Annotated in this window: 20 protein-coding genes, 1 tRNA gene and 1 riboswitch; of the genes, 11 read left to right on the forward strand and 10 right to left on the reverse strand. The window is 72.3% G+C overall.

Going from position 1 to position 24,098, the window contains the following annotated elements; genetic code table 11:
• Positions 1-243: 243 nt before the first annotated feature.
• Complete coding sequence (locus HW837_RS42360) at positions 244-1,419, forward strand: beta-propeller fold lactonase family protein (protein WP_193382723.1); 1,176 nt, start codon at positions 244-246, stop codon at positions 1,417-1,419.
• Positions 1,420-1,451: 32 nt separating this feature from the next.
• Here the strand turns inward: HW837_RS42360 and HW837_RS42365 are convergent, their stop codons facing one another.
• Positions 1,452-1,721, reverse strand: coding sequence for a GntR family transcriptional regulator (locus HW837_RS42365; RefSeq protein ID WP_093791033.1), 270 nt, complete (start codon positions 1,719-1,721; stop codon positions 1,452-1,454).
• 180 nt (positions 1,722-1,901) lie between these two features.
• Here HW837_RS42365 and HW837_RS42370 point away from each other — a divergent pair, with 180 nt between their 5' ends.
• Together HW837_RS42370 and HW837_RS42375 are read left to right on the forward strand one after the other, a co-directional pair.
• Complete coding sequence (locus HW837_RS42370) at positions 1,902-2,249, forward strand: hypothetical protein (RefSeq protein ID WP_045563317.1); 348 nt, start codon at positions 1,902-1,904, stop codon at positions 2,247-2,249.
• Positions 2,249-2,617, forward strand: coding sequence for a hypothetical protein (locus HW837_RS42375; RefSeq protein WP_045563318.1), 369 nt, complete (start codon positions 2,249-2,251; stop codon positions 2,615-2,617). The genes HW837_RS42370 and HW837_RS42375 overlap by 1 nt, the downstream gene beginning before the upstream one ends.
• A 71-nt stretch (positions 2,618-2,688) precedes the next feature.
• Here the strand turns inward: HW837_RS42375 and HW837_RS42380 are convergent, their stop codons facing one another.
• Entirely contained in the window at positions 2,689-4,074 is a 1,386-nt protein-coding gene (locus HW837_RS42380) for a chloride channel protein (protein ID WP_193382724.1), read from the reverse strand.
• Between the two features lie 191 nt (positions 4,075-4,265).
• On the opposite strand from HW837_RS42380, the gene cyaB reads away from it, so the two are divergent.
• Entirely contained in the window at positions 4,266-4,838 is a 573-nt protein-coding gene (gene cyaB / locus HW837_RS42385) for a class IV adenylate cyclase (protein ID WP_193381375.1), read from the forward strand.
• An 87-nt stretch (positions 4,839-4,925) separates the two neighbouring features.
• Here the strand turns inward: cyaB and HW837_RS42390 are convergent.
• A tRNA-Met gene (locus HW837_RS42390) sits at positions 4,926-4,999 on the reverse strand.
• 122 nt (positions 5,000-5,121) lie between these two features.
• A complete protein-coding gene (locus tag HW837_RS42395; RefSeq protein ID WP_193381376.1) occupies positions 5,122-6,279 on the reverse strand; it encodes a dihydrofolate reductase family protein in 1,158 nt (385 codons plus the stop codon).
• A 49-nt stretch (positions 6,280-6,328) separates the two neighbouring features.
• Here HW837_RS42395 and HW837_RS42400 point away from each other — a divergent pair, with 49 nt between their 5' ends.
• From HW837_RS42400 to HW837_RS42420, 5 genes are all read left to right on the forward strand, one after another.
• On the forward strand, positions 6,329-6,871 hold the full coding sequence (locus tag HW837_RS42400) for a MarR family winged helix-turn-helix transcriptional regulator (protein ID WP_045563325.1): 543 nt from the start codon (positions 6,329-6,331) through the stop codon (positions 6,869-6,871).
• A gap of 206 nt (positions 6,872-7,077) precedes the next feature.
• Complete coding sequence (locus tag HW837_RS42405) at positions 7,078-7,737, forward strand: GTP cyclohydrolase II (protein ID WP_045563326.1); 660 nt, start codon at positions 7,078-7,080, stop codon at positions 7,735-7,737.
• Positions 7,738-7,875: 138 nt separating this feature from the next.
• Positions 7,876-8,988, forward strand: coding sequence for a PP2C family protein-serine/threonine phosphatase (locus HW837_RS42410; protein ID WP_045563327.1), 1,113 nt, complete (start codon positions 7,876-7,878; stop codon positions 8,986-8,988).
• Positions 8,989-9,251: 263 nt separating this feature from the next.
• A riboswitch (cyclic di-AMP (ydaO/yuaA leader) is annotated at positions 9,252-9,413 on the forward strand.
• Positions 9,414-9,423: 10 nt separating this feature from the next.
• Complete coding sequence (locus HW837_RS42415; RefSeq protein WP_045563328.1) at positions 9,424-10,485, forward strand: M23 family metallopeptidase; 1,062 nt, start codon at positions 9,424-9,426, stop codon at positions 10,483-10,485.
• Between the two features lie 153 nt (positions 10,486-10,638).
• Entirely contained in the window at positions 10,639-11,583 is a 945-nt protein-coding gene (locus tag HW837_RS42420; RefSeq protein ID WP_093791030.1) for an aldo/keto reductase, read from the forward strand.
• Between the two features lie 57 nt (positions 11,584-11,640).
• On the opposite strand, the gene HW837_RS42425 is transcribed toward HW837_RS42420, so the two are convergent.
• From HW837_RS42425 to HW837_RS42440, 4 genes are all read right to left on the reverse strand, one after another.
• Positions 11,641-12,999, reverse strand: coding sequence for a PrsW family intramembrane metalloprotease (locus HW837_RS42425; RefSeq protein WP_193381377.1), 1,359 nt, complete (start codon positions 12,997-12,999; stop codon positions 11,641-11,643).
• A 77-nt stretch (positions 13,000-13,076) separates the two neighbouring features.
• Positions 13,077-13,952 (reverse strand): tRNA (guanosine(46)-N7)-methyltransferase TrmB, encoded by an 876-nt coding sequence (gene trmB, locus HW837_RS42430; RefSeq protein WP_234442855.1) that lies wholly within the window; start codon positions 13,950-13,952, stop codon positions 13,077-13,079.
• 62 nt (positions 13,953-14,014) lie between these two features.
• Entirely contained in the window at positions 14,015-15,226 is a 1,212-nt protein-coding gene (gene lhgO, locus HW837_RS42435) for an L-2-hydroxyglutarate oxidase (RefSeq protein WP_060884142.1), read from the reverse strand.
• 208 nt (positions 15,227-15,434) lie between these two features.
• A complete protein-coding gene (locus HW837_RS42440; protein WP_045563333.1) occupies positions 15,435-16,859 on the reverse strand; it encodes an NsdA family TPR-like regulatory protein in 1,425 nt (474 codons plus the stop codon).
• Positions 16,860-17,573: 714 nt separating this feature from the next.
• On the opposite strand from HW837_RS42440, the gene HW837_RS42445 reads away from it, so the two are divergent.
• Both HW837_RS42445 and HW837_RS42450 read left to right on the forward strand, forming a co-directional pair.
• Entirely contained in the window at positions 17,574-19,667 is a 2,094-nt protein-coding gene (locus HW837_RS42445; RefSeq protein ID WP_193381378.1) for an asparagine synthase-related protein, read from the forward strand.
• A gap of 179 nt (positions 19,668-19,846) precedes the next feature.
• On the forward strand, positions 19,847-20,617 hold the full coding sequence (locus HW837_RS42450) for a hypothetical protein (RefSeq protein WP_060884144.1): 771 nt from the start codon (positions 19,847-19,849) through the stop codon (positions 20,615-20,617).
• A gap of 37 nt (positions 20,618-20,654) precedes the next feature.
• Here the strand turns inward: HW837_RS42450 and HW837_RS42455 are convergent, their stop codons facing one another.
• Positions 20,655-22,568, reverse strand: a complete 1,914-nt coding sequence (locus HW837_RS42455; RefSeq protein WP_193381379.1) for a sigma-70 family RNA polymerase sigma factor — start codon at positions 22,566-22,568, stop codon at positions 20,655-20,657.
• A 358-nt stretch (positions 22,569-22,926) separates the two neighbouring features.
• The gene (locus tag HW837_RS42460) at positions 22,927-23,721 is read right to left on the reverse strand and encodes a TetR/AcrR family transcriptional regulator (protein ID WP_060884145.1); all 795 of its coding nucleotides are present in this window, start codon (positions 23,719-23,721) and stop codon (positions 22,927-22,929) included.
• Positions 23,722-24,098 lie beyond the last annotated feature (377 nt).

Consider the following 24,098-nt stretch of genomic DNA (forward strand, 5'->3'; position numbering starts at 1 on the left):
TTGCTTGGCCATGACGGGCTCGGTTGGTCTCATTCCAGAGTCCTGACAACTGCGGGAGGTGGCTCGTGCGTGAATGTGGGCGAGGTCAGCCATTCGCCTCGGTCCGCGTGCGCCTGCGGCCGGGATCGTGATTCCGTCCAAGCAGGGATCTTGGCTGTTGTCACAGGCCTGGCACGTGCGGTGCCCCCTGAGATGTGCGGGCGGCCAAACCCACGTCGAGCATCCACCGTTGAGGGGTCTGCCATGCGGAAGAGACCAACCGTCGTTGTTGCCGCCGTGCTCGGCTGGGCCGTTCTCTCGGTGAGTGCCCTGGGCGGATCAGCCACAGCCGAGGTGGAGGGCCGAGGCACCCAGGGTGCGTTGCCGTTGCCCGGTTACGGCGCCGCCGTCGTCGACCAACTGCACCGGCAGGTCTACGTCAGCGGTGGCGCGGTTGGGCAGAGCCTGGCCGTCGTGGGGCTTCCGGAGAGGAAGCGGGTGGGGTCTGGCCCAGGCAGGGACGTCCAGCTGGTCGACGGTCAGCAAGGTGCCCACGGGATGGCGCTGAGCCAGGACGGCAAGTCGTTGTTCGTCGCCCTCGCCGCAGGAGACGCTGTCTCCGTGATCGACACCGAGACGTTGAAGGAGACCGCCCGGTATCGCGCCGGAGCCGACCAGAATCACCTTTGCCCGACCCACCTGGCCCGCATCGGCACCGTCCTGTGGATCGGCTACGGCTGTGACGCGTGGGAGGGCGGTATCGCGCGGCTCGACACCGCCGCCGAGAAGCCCGAGATGGAGCTCGACCAGCAGGGCGCCACCATCCGCTTCGAGCGGGCCCCCGTACTCGCCGCGCCCGCGGTTGACAGTGCGGCCACCAGGAACATCGGCCAGACCATCGTGGCCAGTCAGCCGCACCTCAGCCCCGTCCGGCTGCTCGCCTACAGCATCGGCGCCGACGGGAAACTGACCCTCGACGCCGACGAGCGGCGCGGCGGCAGCAACCTCAACGACCTGGCGCTCACCCCCGACGGCTCACGCCTCCTCACCGCGGCCGGATCAGAAGACCGCGTCCAGGGCTTCACCGCTCGCACGGGCGAGGGACTCGGGGACAAGGGCGCCTGGTTCACACAGCAGGCCCCCGTCGCCGTGGCACCGTCCCCGGACGGAACCCTGATCGCGACCGGCGTACGGTCCGCCGGCCCGAAGGGGAAGCAGGTCAACGTCTACCCCCTCGACGGCACCGTGCCCGCATGGTCCGCAGCACTCCCGCGCCACGAACGTCTGGCCGACCGAGGCCTGGTCTGGCTCCCCGACGGCTCCGCCCTGGTCGCCGTCACGACCCGCGACGACGATCCGGCCCCGCGGCTCGACATCCTGAAGCCCTCTGCCCCCGGCGATTGGCCGAACGGGTGGTCTCTGTCGGATTCGGAGCTGTGACGCCTCGTCCATGCCCGGTGCGAGCGGCCCCTTCAGCCGTCCAGCCCGCCCTCTTCGGCGGTGCCGTCCGCTGAGTCCGGCATCGCGATGACATACGTCCCCTTGGCGGGCAGGGTGGCGACGAGCCCCCGTTTCCGGAGTTCGACGACAGCTCGGCGCACTGTGCCGATGCTGACGCGATACAGATCGGTCATAGCTCGCTCGCCCGGCAGCGCGGCCCCTTGCGGCAACTTGCCGGAGGCGATGTCCGCGGCGATGGCGTCGGCGAGTTTCACGTACTCGTAGCGCGGAAGCTCCGTCATCCCTCCACCGTGCCGCAGCCTTACGCGTACCGCAGGAGTGGAACGCGTCCCGACGCAGAGAGACGCGGAAGTAATCGGAAGGGTGCAGGGGGACGCAGTTAGCGGTATCGTCGAGATCAGAAGACCCCGGCGAGGCGGCAACCTCCCGGGGCACGGCCAACGCTTACAAGGAGCGTCGACATGACCGACCTTATCCCCCGCGCCCTCCAATGGCTGCGCCTCCTCTTCTCCCCCGGCACCGGTAAACGGCGCCTCACCCGCCACCGTCCCTACCTCTGCCTGCACGTCACCGCCGTACGCCACCCGGCCCCCGCCCCCGCGCTCTCCGGACTTCCCCGGCACCGTTCCCCGTACGGCCTCCACGCCCCGATCGACGGCTCCGCGTCCGCCCTGGTCCGTCCCTACCTCGCCGCACACGAGGAGGAGGCCGCCCTCCAGCAGCGCCGCCGGCTCGCGCTCGTCCTCGCCGCGGACTTCGGGGTCGACCTCGATCAGCACCTGGTCGGCATGCGGGAGGTGGCCGTCTGATGGCACACGTCAACGGCACGCCCCCCGTGCCCGGCTGCGCGCCCACACTCCGTCTCCTGCCCTGGCCGTCGCCCGAGGGCAAACCCTGCTATCTGGTGACCGACCGCAACGGCGGCCACGTCTCCCGCGTCGCCGACGCATTGGAGGCCACCCAACTCGCCACCGGCACCGACGTACTCGACCTCGCCCGTGCCGTGCTGGACGACCCGGCCTCGCCGTACACCGAGGTCCGCTACGCGGGCATCCGTCTCGCCGAGTGCCTGACGGACGCCCTGCGCGTCGCCGAGTCCCGGGGCTTGCGCCTGCCCGTACCGGACACCGACGACGTCGAAGTCACCGAAGAGAACGGACGCGGGATGCAGGCGTAGCCCGCGCGCTCTGTCTCCCTTTCCGGTCGGCCGGTACCGCGCCGACCGGAACGGGAGACAGAAGCGAACAACTACACCTCTCGTCGCCCTGACCCTGACCCTGACCCTGACCCTGACCCTGACCCTGACCCCGCCCCTGGCGTCGGCGTCGGCAGCGGCGTAAGCCTCGCCGTAGTCACGTACGACACCACCACCGCCACGATCACCAGCGGCATGACCGTGATCCCCTGGGCCCCGATCAGCAGCGTCGCCAGCAGGACGGAGACCAGCGGCAGGCGCAGCATCGCGGCGCTCATCGCTCCGATGCCCATCGCGAACCCCGCGACCAGGCTCAGCCCCGGCAGATGGGAGCAGAGGATGCCGCCCGCCGCGCCCACGAACATCGCGGGGAAGATCGGTCCACCCCGGAAGGCGCTGAGCGACGCGCAGTAGGCGAGGCCCTTGCACAGCACCAGCAGCACCAGCGCTCCCACCGAGTACGCGGCGCTGTGGGCGAGGAACGGGTCCAGCGCCGTCTGCCCCGAATACAGCACGTCGGTGGCCGGTTTGCCGGTGCCCTCCGCATAGCCGATGGCCAGCCCCGCCACGATCAGGCCGACGACGACCGTGGCCGTGACCCGCCGCCGCTCGACGTGCGTCTTGAGCCGCACGGCGAGCCACCGAATGCCCGCCCCCACGAGCGCGGCCGACAGCCCGATGACAAGGGCCCAGCCGAACTCCGCCGCTGTCGGGCGAGTGGCTTCGGGGACATCGTTCAGGGCCAGCGAGTAGGTGCCCAGCCCGCTCCAGGAGCCCAGTCCGACGAAGATGAGCGCGCCGACGCCCGCGGCCAGCAGGCCGGGCACCAGCACCATGGCCATCATCGGCCCGCCCAGCCCGGAGGCCTCCATCAGGAGGAACGCGCCCAGCAGCGGCGACCCCAGCAGCGAACTGACGGCCGCGAAACTCCCCGCCGCGCCCAGCACGGCGGTCATCTGCTGCGGCGGGTCGCGTCTGACCAGCCGTACGGCAGCGGCGGCGAGCCCGCTGCCGAGCGCCAGGAGGGGTGCCTCGGGCCCGAGGACGGCGGCGAAGCAGAGCGTCGCCAGGGCGGCGAGGAAGATGCCGGGCAGTTCGACGGGCGGGGGCGCGCCGGCGGGCTGGAACCCGGCGCTCGGTTCATGACCGCCGTGTCCGGGCAGGTACCGGACCGTCAACGCCACCAGCAGCCCCCCGACAGCCAGCAGCGGCAAGGGCCACCAGGCCGGCGTTCCGTCGAACCCCAGCGCTTCGGGCAGATCCGAGTAGATCAACGGCTGGGCCTCGCCGACCAACGCGAGAAAACCGAACGCCGCCGCCGACACCGGTACGCCGATCAACGCGGCCATCGCCAGAAGAACCAGGTAGGCCCGGCTCCGGAGAAGCGCCATCGGATCCGACGGCGACACGGCCCCGGACCCGGTCCTCTCCACCGACATGCGCACTGCCTCCTCGCATCGCCACGCCGAACCGCACCCGGGAGGCCTCGCCGACCGGCAGGCCTGCCGCGATATCGAGCCTCACACGCCGTCCTGAGGCAGGCATGCCGACACGGCCCATGTGTGTCACTGCGAGACAGGGGGAGGGAAAGGGCGGAGGGAAGCGCGGTGGGTGAGGAGAGGGGCCCGGCGTGATCGAGGCGGAGTTGAAGGCCCGGGTCCGTGCGCCGGAGGTCGTTGCGCGGGCGCTCGACGAGCGGGGTGTGGGCAGGTCCGAGACGTACCAGGACACGTACTACGACCTGCCCGACGGCAGTCTGCGCGCGCGGGACGAGGAGTTGCGGCTGCGGTTCCTGGCCGACCACGGCACGGGGGAGCGGCGCACGCTGCTCACCTTCAAGGCGGCCGCCGTGGACGAGGTGTCCGGTTCGAAGCCCGAGTACGAGACGCGGGTCGAGGACTCGCAGAACGCGCACGCCATCCTGGAGCACCTCGGCTACGTACCGGCGATCGTGTTCGAGAAGCGCTGCCGCAGCCATGCGTTCGACGCGTACGGGCGACGGATGCTCGCGACCCTCGTACGGGTCCCCGAGCTGGACGGCACGTTCCTGGAGATCGAGACCCAGGTCCAGGAGGAGGCCGAGGTCGCCGCGGCCCTCGACGACATCCGCGCGGTGCTCGCCGACCTGGGTGTCGTCCCGGAGGACCTCACCCGCGAGCTCTACACCGAGGCGGTGGCGGCGGCCCGCCGTACACAGCCCTGACAGCACCGCACCGCACGGCACGCCTAAGCACCTCGCACAAACACCTGGGGCCGGAATCCTTGTCGGATTCCGGCCCCAGGCCTTCAGTAGCGGGGACAGGATTTGAACCTGCGACCTCTGGGTTATGAGCCCAGCGAGCTACCGAGCTGCTCCACCCCGCGTCGTTGAAACCAGTGTACGCCATCCGCGGGACCCCCAGCACACCATTAACCAGCGCCCCCTGTTCACCGGCTGCCCCTGGCCACCGCCGACCCCCGTTCGCCGGCCGTCGCGGCGGCTCCCCTCACCCCACCAAATGCCTGTTCGGTGCCTTCGCCCGCTCCTCGTACTCGGGCAGCACCACCACCTCCGCGCCCTCCGCCGACAGCACCGCGTTGCCCGCTGCCGCGTTCTCGACGAACGTGTCCGGCTCGCGCCACGCCGTGACGACGCGGTGGACGCCCGCGTCGAGGACGAGGCGGGCGCAGGGCGCGGGCCGGGAGGCGCGGTGGGCGCAGGGTTCGAGGCTGCTGTAGACCGTGGCCGTGGCGAGGCGCGGGTCGGCGGGGTCGAGCTTGGCGAGCGCGGCCTCCTCGGCGTGGACCACGGGGTCGTCGCCCTCGCGGGAGTGGCCGCGGGCCAGTTCCGTACCGTCCGCCGCGACCACGACCGCCCCCACGCTGAACGCGGTCCGCGAGGGCGGGCACGCGGCGGCCAGGGTGCAGGCGAGGTCGAGCCAGTGCCGGTCTGCGGGGGAGACGGCCGGGCCCGTGCCGGGGACGGTGGGGGCGTAGCGGATGAGGACGACGTCGCCGACCGGCCGGGTCTCCAGCAGCCGCAGCCGGCTCTTCGGCCCGCCCGGGTAGGCGCCCGCCCCGAACAGCCGCGGCGCGTCCGCCTCGCCGACGAAGAGCGGTGCGACGGCCAGCTGCACCTCGTCCGCGAGGTTCTGCTGGAGGAGCTGGGTGTGGACCCGGCCGCCGCCCTCCACCATGAGGCGGCCCACGCCGCGTACGTCGCCGAGGTGGCCGAGGACGGCCGTCCACTCCAGCTCGGGGCCGACGGGGACGACGACCACGCCGTTCGGTCCCGTGGGCAGGCCCAGTCCGTGCAGCCGTGCCGCGCCCTTGTCGGTGGTGTACACGATCTTCTCGCCGCCGGTGTGCCAGAACTGGGCCGAGGCGTCGAGTTCGCCGGACGCGCTGACCGTGACCTTCAGCGGGTACTCCGGGAGGCCGGCGGCGATCCGGGCCGCGCGCCGCTCGGGGGAGTTGACCAGCAGCCGGGGGTTGTCGGTGCGCAGGGTGCCGGCGCCGATCAGGATGGCGTCGCTGGCCGCGCGCACCTCGTCGACCCGGTCGAAGTCGGCCGGGCCGGAGAGCAGCAGCCGCTCGGGCCCGGTGTCGTCCAGGAAGCCGTCGAGGGAGACGGCGGCGGACAACAGGACGTAGGGCTGGGGCATGGGACGCGCTCCCTTGGTTCAAGTTTTAAACACTAACTACACTGTACGTATGACGACCCGCTGGCTCACCCCCGACGAACAGCGTGCCTGGCGCGCCTACGTGGCGGCGAGTTCCCTCCTCGAGGACGCGCTCGACCGGCAGCTCCAGCAGGAGGCCGGCCTGCCGCACCTCTACTACTCCGTGCTGTCCGCCCTCTCCGAGGCCCCGGAGCGGCGGATGCGGATGACCGAGCTCGCCGAGCGCCTGAAGATCACGCGCAGCCGGCTGACGTATGTCGTGACCAGGTTGGAGAAGGACGGCGTGGTGCGGCGCGAGGACTGCCAGTGGGACAAGCGCGGCAGCGTCGCCGTGCTTACCGACGAGGGCATGACCCTGCTGGAGCGCACGGCGCCGGGGCATGTCGAGACGGTCCGCAGGGCCGTCTTCGACCATCTCAGCCCCGAGCAGATCGGCCAGTTCGAAGAGATCTGCGCGGCCATCGCGACGGCGATCCAGGGCGGAGACCCCCGGTCGGCCCCCGGCTCGGACGACCTCCCGTGGCGCCGCCGCGCGTGTTCGTCGGGCCAGCAGGACGAACGGGACCGCGTGTGACGGACGAGCGGGACGTGTGACGGACGACCGGGACCGCGTGTGACGGACGAGCGGGACCGTGCGGGACGGGCCGATCGCGCGTGACGGGAATGTGACGTATCCCCAAACCGGTTGCTTGAAATTTGAAGCACGGGTTAGAGTCACTCCGAGCGTTGTGCTTCAAAACTGAAGCACAGCGACACCCCGCACCAGGACCGGAGAACCGCATGCCCGACTTTCCCGCTGCCACCCCGCGTGCCCGCGTCCGGGTACCGCTGCGTTTCCAGGACGGCTACGGCGTCGACGCCGAGATGGTCACCTTCCACGACCTCGTCGACGGCCGGGAGCACCTGGCGATCGTCCTCGGCGACCCCGCCCCCGGCGCGGCCCCGCTGGTCCGGCTGCACTCCGAGTGCCTGACCGGCGATGTGTTCGGCTCGGCCCGCTGCGACTGCGGACCGCAGCTGCGCGAGGCGGTGGAGCGGATCGCCGACCGCGGCGGCGTCCTCCTCTACCTCCGCCAGGAGGGCCGGGGCATCGGCCTCTACAACAAGCTCGACGCGTACGCCCTCCAGGACCAGGGCCTCGACACCTACGAGGCGAACGCGGCGCTCGGGCTGCCGGAGGACGCCCGGGACTACACGGCGGCGGCCCAGATGCTGGGTGCCCTCGGCATCGACGAGCTCGATCTGCTCTCCAACAACCCCGACAAGGCCCAGCAGCTGCGCGACCTCGGCGTGGCCGTCCGCGACCGCGTCCCCACGGGCGTCTTCACCACCGCCCACAACGTCCGCTACCTCCGCGCCAAGGTCCTCCAGACCCAGCACACCCTCCCCCTGCACGAGCTGACGGGCGCGACGGGCCTGACGGGTCTCACGGCCGGCTGACCCGGCCCGCCCCCGCCCACCCACTCACCTGCCCTCCCGCACCGCACCCCCTCCGACAGGCCCTAGCCCACTCGGCCCCGTCGACTAGCCCCGCCGTCCGCCCCCGGAAACCCTGTATCCGTGGGGCACCGAGAGGGCGTGGAGGTCGTGCGGGAGCCGGGTGGGCGGCGGTTCTCGTACGCCCGTACGCTCGCCCGCGCCCTTCCCGTGCTGCTGATCGCCACCGGCCTCTTCTACGACCACTTCACCCCGCGCGAGTTCACCGCGGTCCCCTTCTTCACCGCTGCGCCCCTGGTGACGGCCCCGCTCTTCACACTGCTCGGCACGGTGGTCGTCGGCGTCACGTCGGTGGCGGGGATCGCCTTCGTGCGCTTCTACTACGACGACGCGGGCCGGGTGGACGAGCTCACCGAGATCGCCACGGTGGCCACCGTCGCCGTACTGGCCGTACTGATCAACCGCCTCGTCCGCCGCAGCGACGCCCGGCTCGCCACCGCCCGGGAGATCGCCGAGGCGGCGCAGCGGGCCGTACTGCCGGTGCCGCAGGAGCGGATCGGCGGGCTGGAGGTCGCCGCGCGGTACGAGGCCGCGCAGGCCGGGGCGTCGATCGGCGGCGATCTGTACGCGGTGCAGGACTCGCCCCACGGTGTACGGCTGATCGTCGGCGACGTCCGCGGCAAGGGGCTCGGGGCGGTGTCGGCGGTGGCGGTGCTGATCGGGGCGTTCCGGGAGGCGGCCGAACAGGAGGCGACACTCGAAGCGGTGGCCCAGCGGCTGGAACGCGCGCTGGCCCGGGAGGGGACACGGCGGGAGGCCACGCGACGGGACGCGGCGGTCGAGCACGAGGGGTTCGTGACGGCCGTGCTCGCCGAGTTCCCGCACGGCGTCGGTCGCGCCCGGATCGTCAACCGGGGCCACCCCTCGCCCCTGCTGCTGCACGCCGACGGCACCCTGTGCACGCTGGACGCCCGGCAGCCCGCTCTCCCGCTCGGCATGGACGACCTCGGCACCTGGCCCGACCGCGCGGAGGAGACCGGATTCCCGTCCGGCGCCACGCTGCTCTTCTACACCGACGGCCTCTCCGAGGCGCGGGACGCGGACGGCGTCTTCTACGACCCGGCCGCGCGCCTGGCCGGCCGCAGCTTCACCGCCCCGCGCGCCCTGTTGACGACTCTCGCGCAGGAGGTCCGCCGGCACACGGGTGACCGCACCACGGACGACATGGCCCTCCTGGCGGTCCGCCGCCCCTGAGTGACGGCCCCACCCCCACACCGATGCCACCGATGTCACCGAGCGTGTCCGTGTCACCGTGTTCCGTAGAGAAACTGACGTCCCGTCAAGGCAACTGTTACTCGTGAGTCAAGGTCAACTCGCCCGTTTTCCACCCCTCATGACCCGTAAAGTCCAGCGCGAAAGCCGGAACGATCATTCAGAACAGCTTGGAATGGAGTACTCGCGTCTATTAACGTTCGATAACGCAGCGCGGTCGTCCCAGCCGTCACAAGAGACGGCTCCGTGCTCACGCGCCGAATCCCGCAAGGGAACCGGGGAACCACCACCCTGGGGTGAATCGCACGGAAACCGCCGTGGCTGTACGCACGACCGGTTTACGCGCGTAGGAGACCTTCCTGCTCCGAACCCGTCAGCTAACCCGGTAGGCGAGGAGGAAGGAAGGAGTACGCCCACGTGGCGTCGAACCGGTCCGCGACCGAAGCCCCGTTCGTGCCGGCCCAACGTGACGGCGAGAGCCAGACGTTCGGCTACGGCAGCTATGACAGCGACAACGAGGGCCCCTGGCAGGAGTGGAATCCGAACGAGGACACCCTGCGCCCCGCTCGCGGCCGGCACCGCGTCGCCAAGAAGAGCGGCGTACTCGCCCGTAACGGACTGGCCCGTAGCTCCACGGTCCTCGGCGTCGGTGTCATAGCCGCCGTCAGCGGCGCCGGCATGGCCAGCGCGCAGTCCGGCAAGGCCCCGGTCTCCATATCGATGCCCGACATGCCGAACGTCGGCTCGGTCTTCGAGGACGAGGCCGACGAGCCGGAGCCCGAGGCCTCCAGGACCCCCCTCAGCAGCGCCGGTCTGACCGCCGCCGAGACCGAACAGGGCACCGCGGACGCCGGCGAGGCGCTGCGCGCCCGCATCATGGCGCAGGCCGAGTCCCAGCAGGACGCCTTCGACAAGGCCGCCGCCGAGGCCGCGCAGACCGCCGCCGCGGACAAGGCCGCCGAGCAGGCCGCCAAGGAGAAGAAGGAAGCCGAGGCCAAGGAGGCCGCCGCCAAGAAGAAGGCGGAGGAGGAGGCCGCGGCGAAGAAGGAAGCCGAGCGTCTCGCCGCCCTGGCGAAGCAGTTCACCCTTCCCACCTCCTCGTACACCCTCACCTCCACCTTCGGTCAGGCCGGCCCGTACTGGTCCTCCGGCTACCACACCGGCCTCGACTTCGCGGCCCCCACCGGCACGCTCATCAAGGCCGTCCACAGCGGCACCATCACACAGGCCGGCTACGAGGGCTCCTACGGCTACAAGACCGTCCTCACCCTCGATGACGGCACCGAGATCTGGTACGCCCACCAGTCCTCCATCGGCGTCAGCGTCGGCCAGAAGGTCGCCACCGGCGATGTCATCGGCCGCGTCGGCGCCACCGGCAACGTCACGGGCGCCCACCTCCACATGGAGGTCCACCCCGGCGGCTCGGCCAGCGGCATCGACCCGGCGGCCTGGCTCCGCAGCAAGGGCCTGACCCCGTAAGCCGCAGCCCCCACAGCACAGCGAACGCCGCGTACGCCCCCGGGCTGACGCGGCGTTCGTGTGCTCTCCGGAGCGCCCCGCGCCTGGCGAACCGTCGGCATCCCTCCCACCGATGGGGAATGCTGGCGTCCGGTCCGCTGGTTGACGTCGGACATGACTTCTCTTCGCAGGCTCGGCTCGTCCGACATCGAGGTCTTCCCGCTCGCCCTCGGCGGCAACGTCTTCGGCTGGACGGCGGACGAGGCACAGTCCTTCGCCGTCCTCGACGCCTACACGGCGGCCGGCGGCAACTTCATCGACACGGCCGACTCGTACTCGTCCTGGGTCGAGGGCAACGAGGGCGGCGAGTCCGAGCGGATCATCGGCAACTGGGTCAGGTCCCGCGGCAACCGCGACGACGTGGTCATCGCGACCAAGGTGAGCCAGCACCCCGAGTACCAGGGCCTGACGGCGGCCAACATCAAGGCCGCCGCCGACGCCTCCCTGGCCCGCCTCGGCACGGACCACATCGACCTCTACTACACCCACTTCGACAAGCCCGAGGTCCCCGTCGAGGAGATCATCACCGCCCTCGACGACCTGGTGAAGGCCGGCAAGGTCCGCGCGACAGCCGCCTCCAACATCAGCCCCGAACGCCTGAAGGCCTCCCTGGACTTCTCGGACGCCGAGGGCCTGGCCCGCTATGTGGCGCTCCAGCCCCACTACAACCTGGTCTCCCGGGACACCTACGAGGGCCCCCTCCAGGCCGTCGCCGCCGACTCCGGCCTCTCCGCCGTCCCGTACTTCGCCCTCGCCAAGGGCTTCCTGACGGGCAAGTACCGCCCCGGCACGACGGTCGACAGCCCCCGGGCCGCGGGCGCCGGCGCCTACCTCGACACCCCGGCGGGCCCCCGCGTCCTGGCCGCCCTCGACGACATCGCCGAGTCCCACGGCGTCGCCCCCGCCACCGTGGCCCTGGCCTGGCTGGCAGCCCAGCCGACCGTCGCGGCCCCCATCGCCTCGGCCCGCTCCCTGGACCAACTCCCCGCACTCCTGGGCGTGGCCGACCTCACCCTCACCCCCGAAGAACTGACCCGCCTGACCGAGGCCTCGGCGTAACCCCTGGTCCGGACGGAACGCACCGGCACGGCCCCGACCCCGCCCTCACCCGGCGCGCTAATACCGATAGGGGTTGTACGAGGGATACGCCGCCGCCCCGTGCCTCTCGTACGCGCCGTACCCCTCGTACGCCCCGCCGGCGGCCCCGTACCCATACCCCCGCGCGGCCCCGTACCCGTACCCGTACGCGTACTTCGCCTCGACCTCCCGCCCCGCATACCCCATCGCGGCCCGGGCCAAGTCCCGCCGCCGCCACAGCTCGAACAACAACTCCCGTTCCCGCAACGCGAAGTCACCCCCGGCCCGCCCCCGCAACCCCCGGTACCGGTGGAAGGCCAGCTTCGTCGCGCACACCTCGTACTCCGCGATCGACCGGCCCCCCGCCTTCCCGAAGTGGTGCGCCGCGTACTCCCGCGCCACCCGCCGAGCCCGCATCGACCCCAGCACGGACGGCTCGACCGGCGTCAGCCACCCCGCGGCCGCATACGCAGGCAATCCCTCCCGCACGATCCGCAACTCCCGCTGCCGGGCCCAGATCACCCACCACGTCAGCAACCCGAACGCCGGCACCATGAACGCCGCGTACACCGCGAAGAAGCCGTACTCCCCGAACGTCGCCGACCCGTTCCACACCGAGTGCATCCCCACGGCGAGCAGGAGCCCGCCCACCGGTACGAGCACCCGCCGCCCCCGCTGCCACTCCGCGGCGAACGCCGCCACCCCGAACCCGATCCCGGTCAGCACGGTGAACAGGGGATGCGCGAACGGCGACATGATCACCCGCACGAAGAACGTGGCCGCGGTGACCGACGCGAGACCGCTCCCCCCGCTGAGCTGGTCCGTCCCGAAGGCGGTCCCCAGGTACAGGATGTTCTCGGTGAACGCGAAGCCCGTCGCGGTGAAACCCGCGATCACCACCCCGTCCACGACCCCGGTGAAGTCCCGTCTCCTGAACAGGAACACGAGTAAGACGGCGGCGGCCTTGGCGGTCTCCTCGACCACGGGGGCTATGACGGTGGCCCCCAGGGTGTCGGCGTGCGAGGGGTCGGCCGTGGCCGTCGCTATCCACCGCGTCGCGAAGCTGTTCGCCACGATGGCTATCAGCGCCGCCGCGCAGGCTCCCCAGGCGAACGCGAACACCAGGTTCCGCCAGGGCCCGGGCTCCACCTGGTCCAGCCACCGGAACGCCGCCATGAGCAGCGGCACGGGCAGCACCGCGAGCCCCAGCCCGACGAGAAACCCCTCCGTGCCGGTCTGCTCCCGGACGAGCGCGAGGATGACGAGCCCGGAGACGGCGAGCAGTCCTATGAGCGCCCCGTATCTGACGCTCTTCCGCTGCCACCAGCGGGTGGGCCTGAACACATACCCACCGGTGGGACCGCTGGGGTGCGTCGGGTAGGGGGAACTGGTGGCCATTGCGTTGACCCTAACGAGGGACGGGCGCCGCCCGCGACGGCGCGTGGTACGCCCCGCCGGGCGGTGAAGGCTAGTCGTCAGGCGCCTGTGGGGGGCAGTTCGGACTGCTGCTTCTGCTCCTGCTCCTGCTTCCGCTTCGGGTTCCGCTCCTGCTCACGCTGCTGTACGCGGCGGAAGAGCAGATCGTTCACCACATGACCCTTGTCCAGTCCCTGCCCCTCGAAACGGGTCAGCGGCCGGAACGCGGGACGTGGCGCAAAGCCGCCGTCGACCCGGGTGTTCTCGAAATCGGGGTGCGCGGTGAGCACGTCCAGCATCTGCTCGGCGTACGGCTCCCAGTCCGTCGCGCAGTGCACGACTGCCCCCGGTCTGAGCCGTGACGCGACGAGGGTGAGGAATTCCGGTTGGATGAGCCGCCGCTTGTGGTGCCGCTTCTTGGGCCAGGGGTCGGGGAAGTAGACCCGCAGCCCGTCCAACGAGTCGGGCGTGAGCATCTCCCGCAGAAGGATGATCGCGTCACCGTTGGCGACCCGGATGTTGGACAGACCGCCCTGGTCCGCGAGGTTCAGCAGGTTGCCCTGGCCCGGTGTGTGCACGTCCACGGCGAGGACATTGGTCTCGGGGTCGGCGGCGGCCATCCGCGCGGTCGCCTCGCCCATTCCGAAGCCGATCTCCAGCACGACGGGACGGTCGTTGCCGAACAGCTCGACGAGGTCCAGGTCCCGCCCGTCGATGTCGAGCCCCCACTTGGGCCACAGCCGTTGCAGGGCGTCCGCCTGCCCGGCCGTCACCCGGCTTCGCCGCGGCTGGAAGCTCCGGATCCGCCGCTCGAAGTGCGACCCGGCGGGATCCGCCCTGGGCCCGTCGGGGAACCGGGGCTCACCCTTGGCCCGGGTGTGCCGAAGGGAGGCACCGGGGGTGCGGGGCTCGGGGGCATCGATGGAGTCAGACACAGTCCCACAATTTTACGACCCCCGACCGAAGCGGCTCCCACGCGCGTCCACCCCGAGGCACCTCACGCCCCGGCCAGCGCCGCCAGCGCCCGCCTCCCCACCTCCCGCCCGATCGGCAGCGAAGCCGTGGCCGCAGGGGAAGGCGCGTTCAGCACATGCACCGCCCGCGCTCCCTCCCTGATCAGGAAGTCGTCCACCAGCGTCCCGTCCCGCAGCACGGCCTGCGCCCGCACCCCGGCCGCGGCCGGCACGAGATCGCCCTCCGAGACCGCCGGCAACAACCGCCGCACCGCCTGGGTGAACGCCTTCTTGGACACGGACCGCCTAAGCTCCCCGGCCCCGTACCGCCAGTGCCGCCGCGCTATCCGCCAGGACCCGGGCCACGCCAGCGTCGCCCCCAGCTCCCGGGGCCGTACGGTCCCCCAGCCGTACCCCTCCCGGGCCAGCGCGGGCACGGCGTTGGGCCCGATGTGGACGCCCCCGTCGATCCCCCGGGTCAGATGCACCCCGAGGAACGGGAACGCCGGGTCGGGCACCGGATACACGAGCCCGCGCACCAGCTCGGGCCGCGCCAGCTCGTAGTACTCCCCCCGGAACGGCACGATCCGCATCCCGGGGTCGTCCCCCGTCATCCGGGCCACCTCGTCGCAGTGCAGCCCGGCGCAGTTCACCAGCACCCGCCCGCGGACCACATCGCCGCCCCGCACCCGTACGGCGACCCCCAGTGACGCCCGCCGGTCGATCCGCTCGACCTCGGCGCCGTACCGGATCTCGGCGCCGGACGCGCGGGCGAGCTGCCGCGCGACGCCCACGAAGTCGCAGATCCCGGTGGTGCCGACCTGTATGGCCGCGAGCCCGCGCACCTCCGGCTCGTACTCGGCGATCTGGGCGGCGCCCAGCTCCCGCACCGGGATCCCGTTCTCCCGGCCGCGCTGCACCAGCGCGTGCAGCCGGGGCAGCTCCGACCGCTCCGTCGCGACGATCAGCTTGCCGGTGACGGCGTGGTCGATGCCGTACTCGGCGCAGAACTTCACCATCTCGGCGGCGCCCTTGACCGCGTACGCCGCCTTCAGCGAGCCCGGCCGGTAGTAGATCCCGCTGTGGATGACACCGCTGTTCCGCCCGGTCTGGTGCCGGGCCGGTCCCGGTTCCTTCTCCAGCACGGTGACCCGCGTGCCCGGCGCCGCCCGCGTGATCGCGTACGCCGTGGACAGCCCGACGATCCCGCCGCCGACGACGAGCACATCACAGTCGTAAGCGCCCTGCCTCCGCACGCGCCCCACCTCCCGACTCCGATAGTGCACTGCACCACTGACAATGCCCTCAAACCCGGAAGCCGTCCGCATGACGCCGATCACGTTCTTCGTCGCCGGGCACCCAGAGCCGCGCCCTTCAGGGGCGCGGGGAACTGCGCGATCGGCCCCGACGCACCCGCACTCGCGCAAACCACATAAACCCGGCAGATGATCAGGCGCCCAAAACCTACGCCGGCGTCATCAACAACGGCCGAGCCCTCTCCCGCAGCTCGATCACCCGCGGCTCATCCCCGTACGGCTCCAGCCGGTGCAGCAGATCCTTCACGTACTCGGTCGTGCGCGCCGACGAGATGCGCCCCGCGACCTCCACCGCCCGCACCCCCTGCTCGCACGCCGCGTCGAGGTTGCCGGACTCCAGCTCGGCGACCGCCGACACGACGAGCCGCAGCCCGTGCGAGCGTACGAACTCCTCCGTCGGCCGCGACAGCGCCTGCTCGGTGAAGCGGCGCACCTGACGCGGCGCCTTGAGGTCGCGGTAGCACTCGGCCGCGTCCGCGGCGAACCGGTCGTACCCGTAGAACCCGAGCCAGCTCGGGTCGTGGTCGCCGTCCCGGGCCCGCTCCAGCCACCCCTCGGCGGCCTTGAGGGCCGCCCCGGCGGCCGCCGCGTCGCCCGCGCGGGCGTGCGCCCGCGCCTCGACGAGCCGGAAGAAGCTCATGGTGCGCGCGGTGGCGAGCCCCCGGTTGCGCTCCAGCGCGGCCTGCGCGAGGTCGACGCCCTCGTCCCCGAAGCCCCGGTAGGTCGCCTGCAACGACATGGTGGCGAGCACATACCCGCCCAGCGGCACGTCGGCCGCGGCCCGCGCCAGTCGCAGCGCCTGGATGTAGTACCGCTGCGCCGCCTCCTGTTGACCCGTGTCAAAGGCCATCCAGCCGGCGAGGCGGGTGAGTTCGGCGGAGGCTCCGAAGAGGGCGCGGCCGACCTCGTCGGAGTACGAGCCGAGCAGCAGCGGCGCCGCCTCGACCCGCAGGCACTCCGGCACCATCGACGAACGCCAGTCGCCGCCTCCGTACTTGGAGTCCCAGCGCCTGGCGTCCTCGGCGGCCTCCCGCAGCTTCTGCACATCGCTGTGGCCGACCTTCAGCGGCGACCCGGAGCCCTCAGCGGAGCCCGCCTCGCGCGCCACCGAACTGTCGGCCGGGGTTATGAGCCAGCGTGACGCGGGTGTCGCGTACGCGCTCACCGCGAACGATCCGGCGAGGGACTGCCAGATGCCGCCGGTGCCCGCGCGGCGGCCGGCGAGGTCGAGGCGGTAGAGCTCCGTCGCCGCGCGCACCGCCTGGCCGACGTCACGGGGGAAGGCGAGGCCCACTTCGGGGGCGGGATCCGCGTCCGCCAGGCCGATCTCGTGGAGCGGCACCGGGCGACCGAGTTTCTGCCCGATCGCGGCCGCGATGAGATGCGGCGCGGCACCCTGGGGGACCATGCCCTTGGAGACCCACCGCGCCACCGAGGTCTTGTCGTAGCGAAGTGTCAACCCGCGTTGGGCGCCAAGATCGTTGACGCGACGCGCGAGTCCTGCGTTGCTGATTCCCGCGAGGGCGAGAACGGCGCCGAGCTTTTCGTTCGGCCCGCGTTGCTCCCTGGACATTGCGCCACCCCTCGAACAGACGGCTGCCGCGGCGGCATAGGCACGCGGCATTCGTAAACCCAGCGTAGTTCGCCGCATCCCAAGCGTTAAGGGGCCCAAATCCGGATGGCGGGATTGTGGTCCGTACGAAAGTGCGGACGAAGTACGGAGTGTTGTCACGTGCTCCCGCTGTGTGGCCGTGCGCCTGTCCGTGCGCTCTTCTCCGGCCATGGGGGGAGCGGTTCCATGGTCGTGCGTGGGTCGGCCCGCTGTACTGGATCCAGTGGGCTGGGGGACACCGCCGCCTACATCCCCGCGGGCGGCGGACCGGTCCGGGGGGCGAACTCCGCCTCCCGGACTGTGCGTTGACGCTGAGTCGCCATCGGGGGTGGAGGAGCGGGCCGGTGAACTTCGCCCCTCGTGGCCGATTTGGCTGAAAATCGACGGTGGTCGTCGAGGGTGAATACCGCCCCGACCACGTCTCTTGAGGGCGCGTTAGGTGTTTTGGGGGAGCGTACCGGGGGCGCATTCACGTCGTAGACCCGGGGTCCACCTTTGTCGACCACCCCTCCTCGGGGGCGACTTGAGGGTGTGACGGGGGAGCGCTCAGGGCTCCCCAGGGGCGCACTTACCGGTGTGCAAGCCACGCCGCACGCCCTCCGACAAGCCTCCTTCGTGGCAGCATGGGAGCCGTTCGTGCGGTGCACCGGTTGTCCACAGCCTGTGGAGGCGTCGATGCGGTGGTTGGTGGGATGGAGCAGTACCGCCGCTGGCGCGCCCGCCCACGGCTCCGTCGGCGCGACCGGACCCGACGGCGAGACCGTGCGCCCGGTCGGTTCGCACGTGCTCTGGGGCGGCCCCGATCCGCTGTGGGCCGTCGGCGACTGGCGCCCCGACGAGGTGCGCGTCGTGCAGGCCGACGCCCAGACGCGCCTCGCCGTCCTCGGTATCTGCGGCGCCTCCGACGAGCAGCTGCGGGTGGGCCTGTTCGCCGCCCGCGGCGGTGCCCTGCGCCATCTCACCGCCTGGCCCGGCAGCTACACGGCCGTCGTCCAGGTCGGCCGCCGGGTGACCGTCTGCGGCGACCTCGCGGGCGCGCGCCCGGTCTTCCACACTCCCTGGGCGGGCGGCACGGCGTACGCGACCGCCGCCCTGCCCCTCGCCGACCTCGTCGAGGCCAACCTCGACTTCGGGCATCTGGCCGCCCTGCTGGCCGCCCCCGACGTACCGGACGCCCTCCAGGACTCCACTCCGTACGACGGCGTGCGCCGCATTCCTCCGGGGCACGCACTGATCCTGCGCGCCGGGGCGCGGGAGATCGCCGGCTACGAGCAGGTGGCCTCCCTCGCCGTCGCCGCGCCCTCCGCCGACCCGGCCAGCGCGGTGGACGCCGTCCGCGACGCCCTCGTGGAGTCCGTACGGGTCCGCCTCTCGGCCCCCCGGCACGTGCCCGACGTCGATCCCGGCCCGGTGCCCGGCATGGGCCCCGCCGAGCGCCGCGCCGCCCGGGGCATGCCCGTGCCCGGCATCGGCGCCGACGTCTCCGGCGGCCCCGCCTCCGGCACCCTGGCCCTGCTCGCCGCCGGACTGCCCGGCGCTCCCGGCACGGTCCTCGGCCACGGCACGGGCGCCGGTGAGCGCCTCCTCGCCGTCACCTTCAACGACCTGGCCACCTCCGGCCGCGAGACCGAACTGGAGCGCGCGGGCACGCTCGCCGCCAATCCCCGCCTCCACCACGTCGTCGTGACCGGCGGCGAAGAGGTCCTCCCGTACGCCGACCTCGACGTCCCCCTCACCGACGAGCCGGGCCCGTCCCTCGTGACCGCCGCCCGCCACCGCGCCCGTCTGGCCTCCGGCAGCGCCGACCACTTCACCGGCTACGGCGCCCGCCAGGTCCTGGACGCCCACCCGGCCCGGCTGGCCGACCTCCTGATGGACCGCAAACGCCGCCACCTGGTCCGCCCGGTCGCCGCCCTCGCCAAGGCCGACGGCTCGGTGCTGGTCCCCGCCCGGGTCTACGGCGCCGCGCGAAAACTGGCCCGCACCCCGTACCGCGCCGGCGTCGAAGTCCTCGCCACCCGTCTGATGCAGCGCCGCTTCGACGAGCCCGGCGGCGCGGTGGGCGCCTCCCTGGCGGCCCTCACCTGGGCCAGACCCGGCCCCGCCGCCCGCTGGCTGACCGGCGAGGCCCTGGCAGAAGTATCGATTCGCCTGGGCGCGACGACCGGCCGCTCCACCGTCGGCCCCGGCCAGCGCCCCGGCGACTTCCGCGCCCGCGCGGCCCTGGCCCGCCACACGGCCGACCTCAGAGTCCTCGAACAGGCCGCCGAGATCCGCTCCCAGCGCCTCCACACCCCCTTCCTCGACAACCAGGTCGTCCGCGCCTGCCGGGCCCTCCCCGAGGCGCTGCGCGTCCGGCCGGGCGCCCGCGCCGCCATACTCCGTACGGTCCTGGAGGGCGCCGGCGTGACCGACCTCCCGCCCGGCTGGGGCGCCCCGTCGCACGCGACCTCCACCGCGGCCGCCCGCACCGGCCTCCGGATGGCCGCCGACACGCTGATCACCCTCTTCGACACGCCTCTCCTCGCCCAGGCGGGTCTGGTGGAGGCCCGCGTGGTCCGCAAGGCCCTCCGCGCGGCAGCCGAGGGCGAGCCCCTCCCGCTGGACGGCCTCGCCGATCTCGTCGCCCTCGAACTCTGGCTCCGCCGCCTCCTCTCCCGCCGCGGCACGTGCTGGACCGGCACCCCGGCCAGACAGCGCGCGGTCCCGGCCGGCATCACCCCGCAACGGGGCGCCCTGGGCGCGGGGGCGACGGCCCGACGGGCCTGACAGGTGAGGCAGGAGGGGGAGCGGAATCTCGGCATCCGGATGCGTACAACCAATCGGGTCCGCCGACGGTCTCCATCGAGATCGGACAGACGTCCGGCTCCCCAGCACCTCACGTGCACGTAAGCGCCCCCACCGCACGGCGCGCCCCGAGGTGCCGTAGCTCCTGTGCCTGGAGAACCATGCGTACACGTACGGCCGCGGCCGCCACCCTCGCCACCTCGGCGCTGCTCTCGCTGCTCGTCCCCGCCGCCGCCCACGCGGACACCGCGAAGGGCGACACGGTCTTCACCTCGGTGAACTTCAACCAGAAGACCTTCAACATCGGCGTCAGCGCGGCCCAGACGGTCAGCGTCGCCGCCACCGCCAAGGACGGATCGGGCATCAACGGCATCCTCGGGGCCAAGCTCGTCAGCTCCGACGACCGGATCATCCACGCCCGCAGCGCCGACTGCGCCAGACCCTCGTCCACCACCATGCGCTGCGTGTTCAAGTTCACCCTGGACGCCGACCGCACCGACTACTACGACCTCAGGAACAGCTCGGCGGGCACCTGGCGCTTCACCGCCGAGGCGGCCGCCAAGGACCAGGACTTCTACGACCTGGAGACCAGCGCCAAGATCCAGGTGAAGCGGCTGGCCAAGCTCGCCACCACCCAGGCCGGCCCCGAGCCCGTGGCCAAGGGCGGCAAACTCACCGTCACCGGCGCCCTGACCCGGGCCGACTGGAACACCAACACGTACGTCCCGCACGCGGGCCGCTCCGTGGCCCTCCAGTTCAAGCGGTCCGGTACCTCCACGTACTCCACGGTCAAGACGGTCACCACCGACGCGGGCGGAAAGCTCCGCACCACCGTCACCGCCAGCACCTCCGGCACCTGGCGCTGGAAGGCCACCGCGACCTCCACGACGAGCGGAGCGACGGCGTACGGCGACACGGTGACGGCGAAGTAGCCGACGCTGTACGAGATGACGCGGGCGGCCGCCCCCCTCACTCACACCTGAACGACGACTCCGCCCAGTCCGCCAGCACCGCCAGGTCGTGGGGGCCGTCCGGCTCGACGACCAGCCGCACCGTCTCCCGCCCGCTGAGGTTCACCTGGACCGGAACCGCCGGGTCACCGCCGCGCACCAGCCCGGACTTCCACAGCCGCACCCCGTCGCCGTAGACGGAGAAGTAGACCCTGGCGAGGCCGTGGGTCAGGTCGTCGACGCCGATGAGCGCGTTGTACGAGGTGCAGCGGCGGTTGAGGTCGATGGTCACCGAGGAGCGGCCGTGCACGGTCACCCCGTTCGCGTACCGCCTCCCGGCGACCGACATCCCGTACCGCTGCCAGACCCAGCCGCTCTTGCCGAGCCGCATCTCGGGTTCGGTGCCGTCGCCGAGGACGCCGTACCGCAGTTCGTTCCACCGGTAGACGGCCGAGGGAGGGGGCGGGGGCGGGGGAGCGGGTGTCGGGGGCGGCGTGGGGGACGGCCTCGGCGGTGCGGGTGTCGGCGTGGGGGTGGGTGTGGGAGCGGGAGTCGGCTTCGCGGACGGAGCCGGAGCCGGAGTCGCGGCGCGCGGCCGGGAGGGCGACGGGGTCGGTGTCGGCAACGGCTCGGACGCCGGCACCATCCTCGCGGGCACCCGCGGCGCGGGCCTCTCCTCCGGCTCCGTCGGAGGGTCCGGCTCCGGGGCGGCCTCGGCGGGCTGCGAGGCGGGCGGTCTGGCCAGTGGCTCCTTGGGTTTCACCTCGTCGTTCGCCAGCGCGAGCGCCACGGCCGCGGCGACCATCCCGGCCACACTCACCGCGATCCCGGCCTTCGCCGGCGCGCCGAGGCCCTCCGCGGCGGCCCCGCCACCCGCCCCCGCGCCCCCGGAGCCACCGCTGGCCCCGGCCCCCGCCGCCGCGCCCGCGGCCCCGGCCGCACCGGTCCCCGCGCCACCCGCGACGAGCGCGGCCACCTTCGCGTACCCGGCCGCACCGAACCACCCGATGACCGCGACGGGTACGACGGCGGGGATCCCGCTCGCGACGTCCTTGATCTGCCCGGCGGCCAGCCGGCAGGCCGCGCACTCCTCCAGATGGGCGCGCAGCCCCCGTTCGGCCCGGGTCCGCAGGCTGCCGCGGGCGTACGCCCCGAGCCGGTCGGCGTAGCGGGCGCACTCCGCCGAGTTCCCGGCGAGCGTGGCGCTCACATGGGCCTGTAGATACGCCTGCTTGAGCCCTTCCCGCGCGCGGCTGGCCAGCACCCGGGTGCCGTTGGCGTCCAGTCCGAAGAGCGTGGCGACCTCGCTCGGCGACTCGTCCTCGACCTCCGTGTGCCAGAGCACGGCCTGCCACCGCTCCGGCAGCGAACGGAACGCCTGCATCGCCATCGACTGCTCGGCCTCGTGCATCGCCCGCACATCGGCCCCGAGGTCCAGCGTGTCGCTGTCCGACACCTCGGCCCCGCGCGACGCCTGCGCCGCGAACACCGCGAAGTCGTCGACCAGCTGCTCCCGCTTGGCGGAACTCGTCCAGGTCGCGGCGACCCGCCGTACCGAGGTCAGCAGATAGGCCCGTACGGCGTGCTCCGGGCCGGAGCCCCGGCGGACCGCCTGCAGCATCCGGGCGAAGACCTCGGCCGTCAGATCGTCGGCGGTGTGGGCGTCCCGGCAGCAGGTCCGGGCGTACCGACGCACGGCCTGCGCGTGCCGCCGGTACAGCTCCTCGTAAGCCGAGTCGTCCCCCGACCGCATCCACGCGATCAGATCGGCATCGGAGGGCGCCCTCGGCGGCAGCACACCGGAGTCGGAACGGTCCCACTGCGCCGGAACGCCGCGCCCCCCTTGCCGCGGCACCTGAGGCCCGGCCTCCGTGCCGGCCTCCGCCTCCGCCCCCTCCGCCGACTTCGACTCGTCCCGCCCGTCAACACCCATCGCGGAAGCCCCCGCCGCCAGCCGACACCGTCCCGAACACCAGGGCAGAGTGCCATATTGGCTTTTGTTCAGTCCCTAGCACTACGGGCATACCACTCGTCCGAGCGCACTTCCCAGACCTCAGGCCACGCATTCACTCGAACGAGGATCGACGAGCCCGCGCCCCGAGAGGGCCGCAGGCCCTTAAGGGGCGCGGGGAACTGCGCGAGAACCCCCACCGAACCCGCACCCGGCAACGTATCCGAGCGGCCCCCCCCCGGGGTCGAAGGGGCAGCGCCCCTGGGGAGGGAACGGGTAAGGGCGGCGGGGGCGAAAGAAACCACCCCGCGCCGCCCCTGGGGCGAAACCCCACCTACCCTCAGGCAGGCCGAGACCGCAGCCCCTCCAACAAGATGTCCAGCAACCGCGCCGACGCGGCAGCCTGCTGCGCCGCATCCGGCAACGAAGGCGCACCCGTGGCGATCACGAGCAACACATCCGCCACCGTCACGTCCTGGCGCAGCTCACCCGCGGCCCGGGCCCGCTCCACCAACTGCCCCACGACCTCGAGCAGCGCCGAAGCACCGGCATCGTCCACCGGCCCACCGAGACCACCGGCGGAGCCACCCGCACCGGAGTCCGCCGACACCAGCCGAAGCTCGGTCGTCGGCTGCATCCGCTGCTGCGGCACCCGTGCCTCGTCGACGACGATCCCGCCGACCTCGTCGGACCCGTCCTCGGCGACGCCGACCCGCAGCACCTGCGGCGGCAGCAGCCGCCCGGCACCGGAGGCCACCGACGTCCGCAGGAACCGCGACAGCGCCTGCCACGGGTCCTCCTCCTGCCCGAGCGCCACCCTGGCCTGTTCGGTGAGCCGAGACGTCTCCTCCTCGGCTATCCGGCGGACCAGGACGTCCTTGCTCGGGAAGCGCCGGTACACCGTGCCGACGCCGACCCGGGCGCGGCGGGCCACGTCCTCCATCGGCGCGCCGTATCCCAGCTCGCCGAAGACCTCGCGCGCCGCGCGCAGCACGTGCTCGAGGTTGCGCTGTGCGTCCACGCGGAGCGGAGTGGACCGCACTCCGTCACCGCGTCCGTTGCCGCCCGCCGAGCCGATCGCACCGCTGGGTGCGATGGTGGACGCGGACGACCAATGAGACTCCTGAATATGCATACGTGTTCCCCCGGTAATGACGTCTCCCCCCGGAGACTCTCCCCGTCATCGGAAGCCGGAGCGGCGGAACGAGCGTCCAAGGCCCTCGGTGGTCACCGATCACCTTCGTCGGAGACCCGGTCCCCGGACCGACCGCCCGTCGCGGCCCACCCGGAATCCGGACCCGGACCCGACATCCACGATCTCGACCCCGGACCCGACCGAATCTCTTGAACGCATCCCCCCTACACCCCGTCGACACACGAACATAGTTGAGAGGGAGTCAATTCAGAAGGGGCACGTTCCGCACGGAGCGCCCCTCGATCGGAGTACGGGCGGTTTACGTCCGGTTTGCGCCCCCTCCTGCAACCGGTCTCACACCTCCTGACCTGCGCACC

The sequence above is a fragment of the Streptomyces caniscabiei genome, from assembly GCF_014930365.1.
In the GTDB taxonomy this organism is placed as follows: Bacteria; Actinomycetota; Actinomycetes; order Streptomycetales; family Streptomycetaceae; genus Streptomyces; species Streptomyces caniscabiei.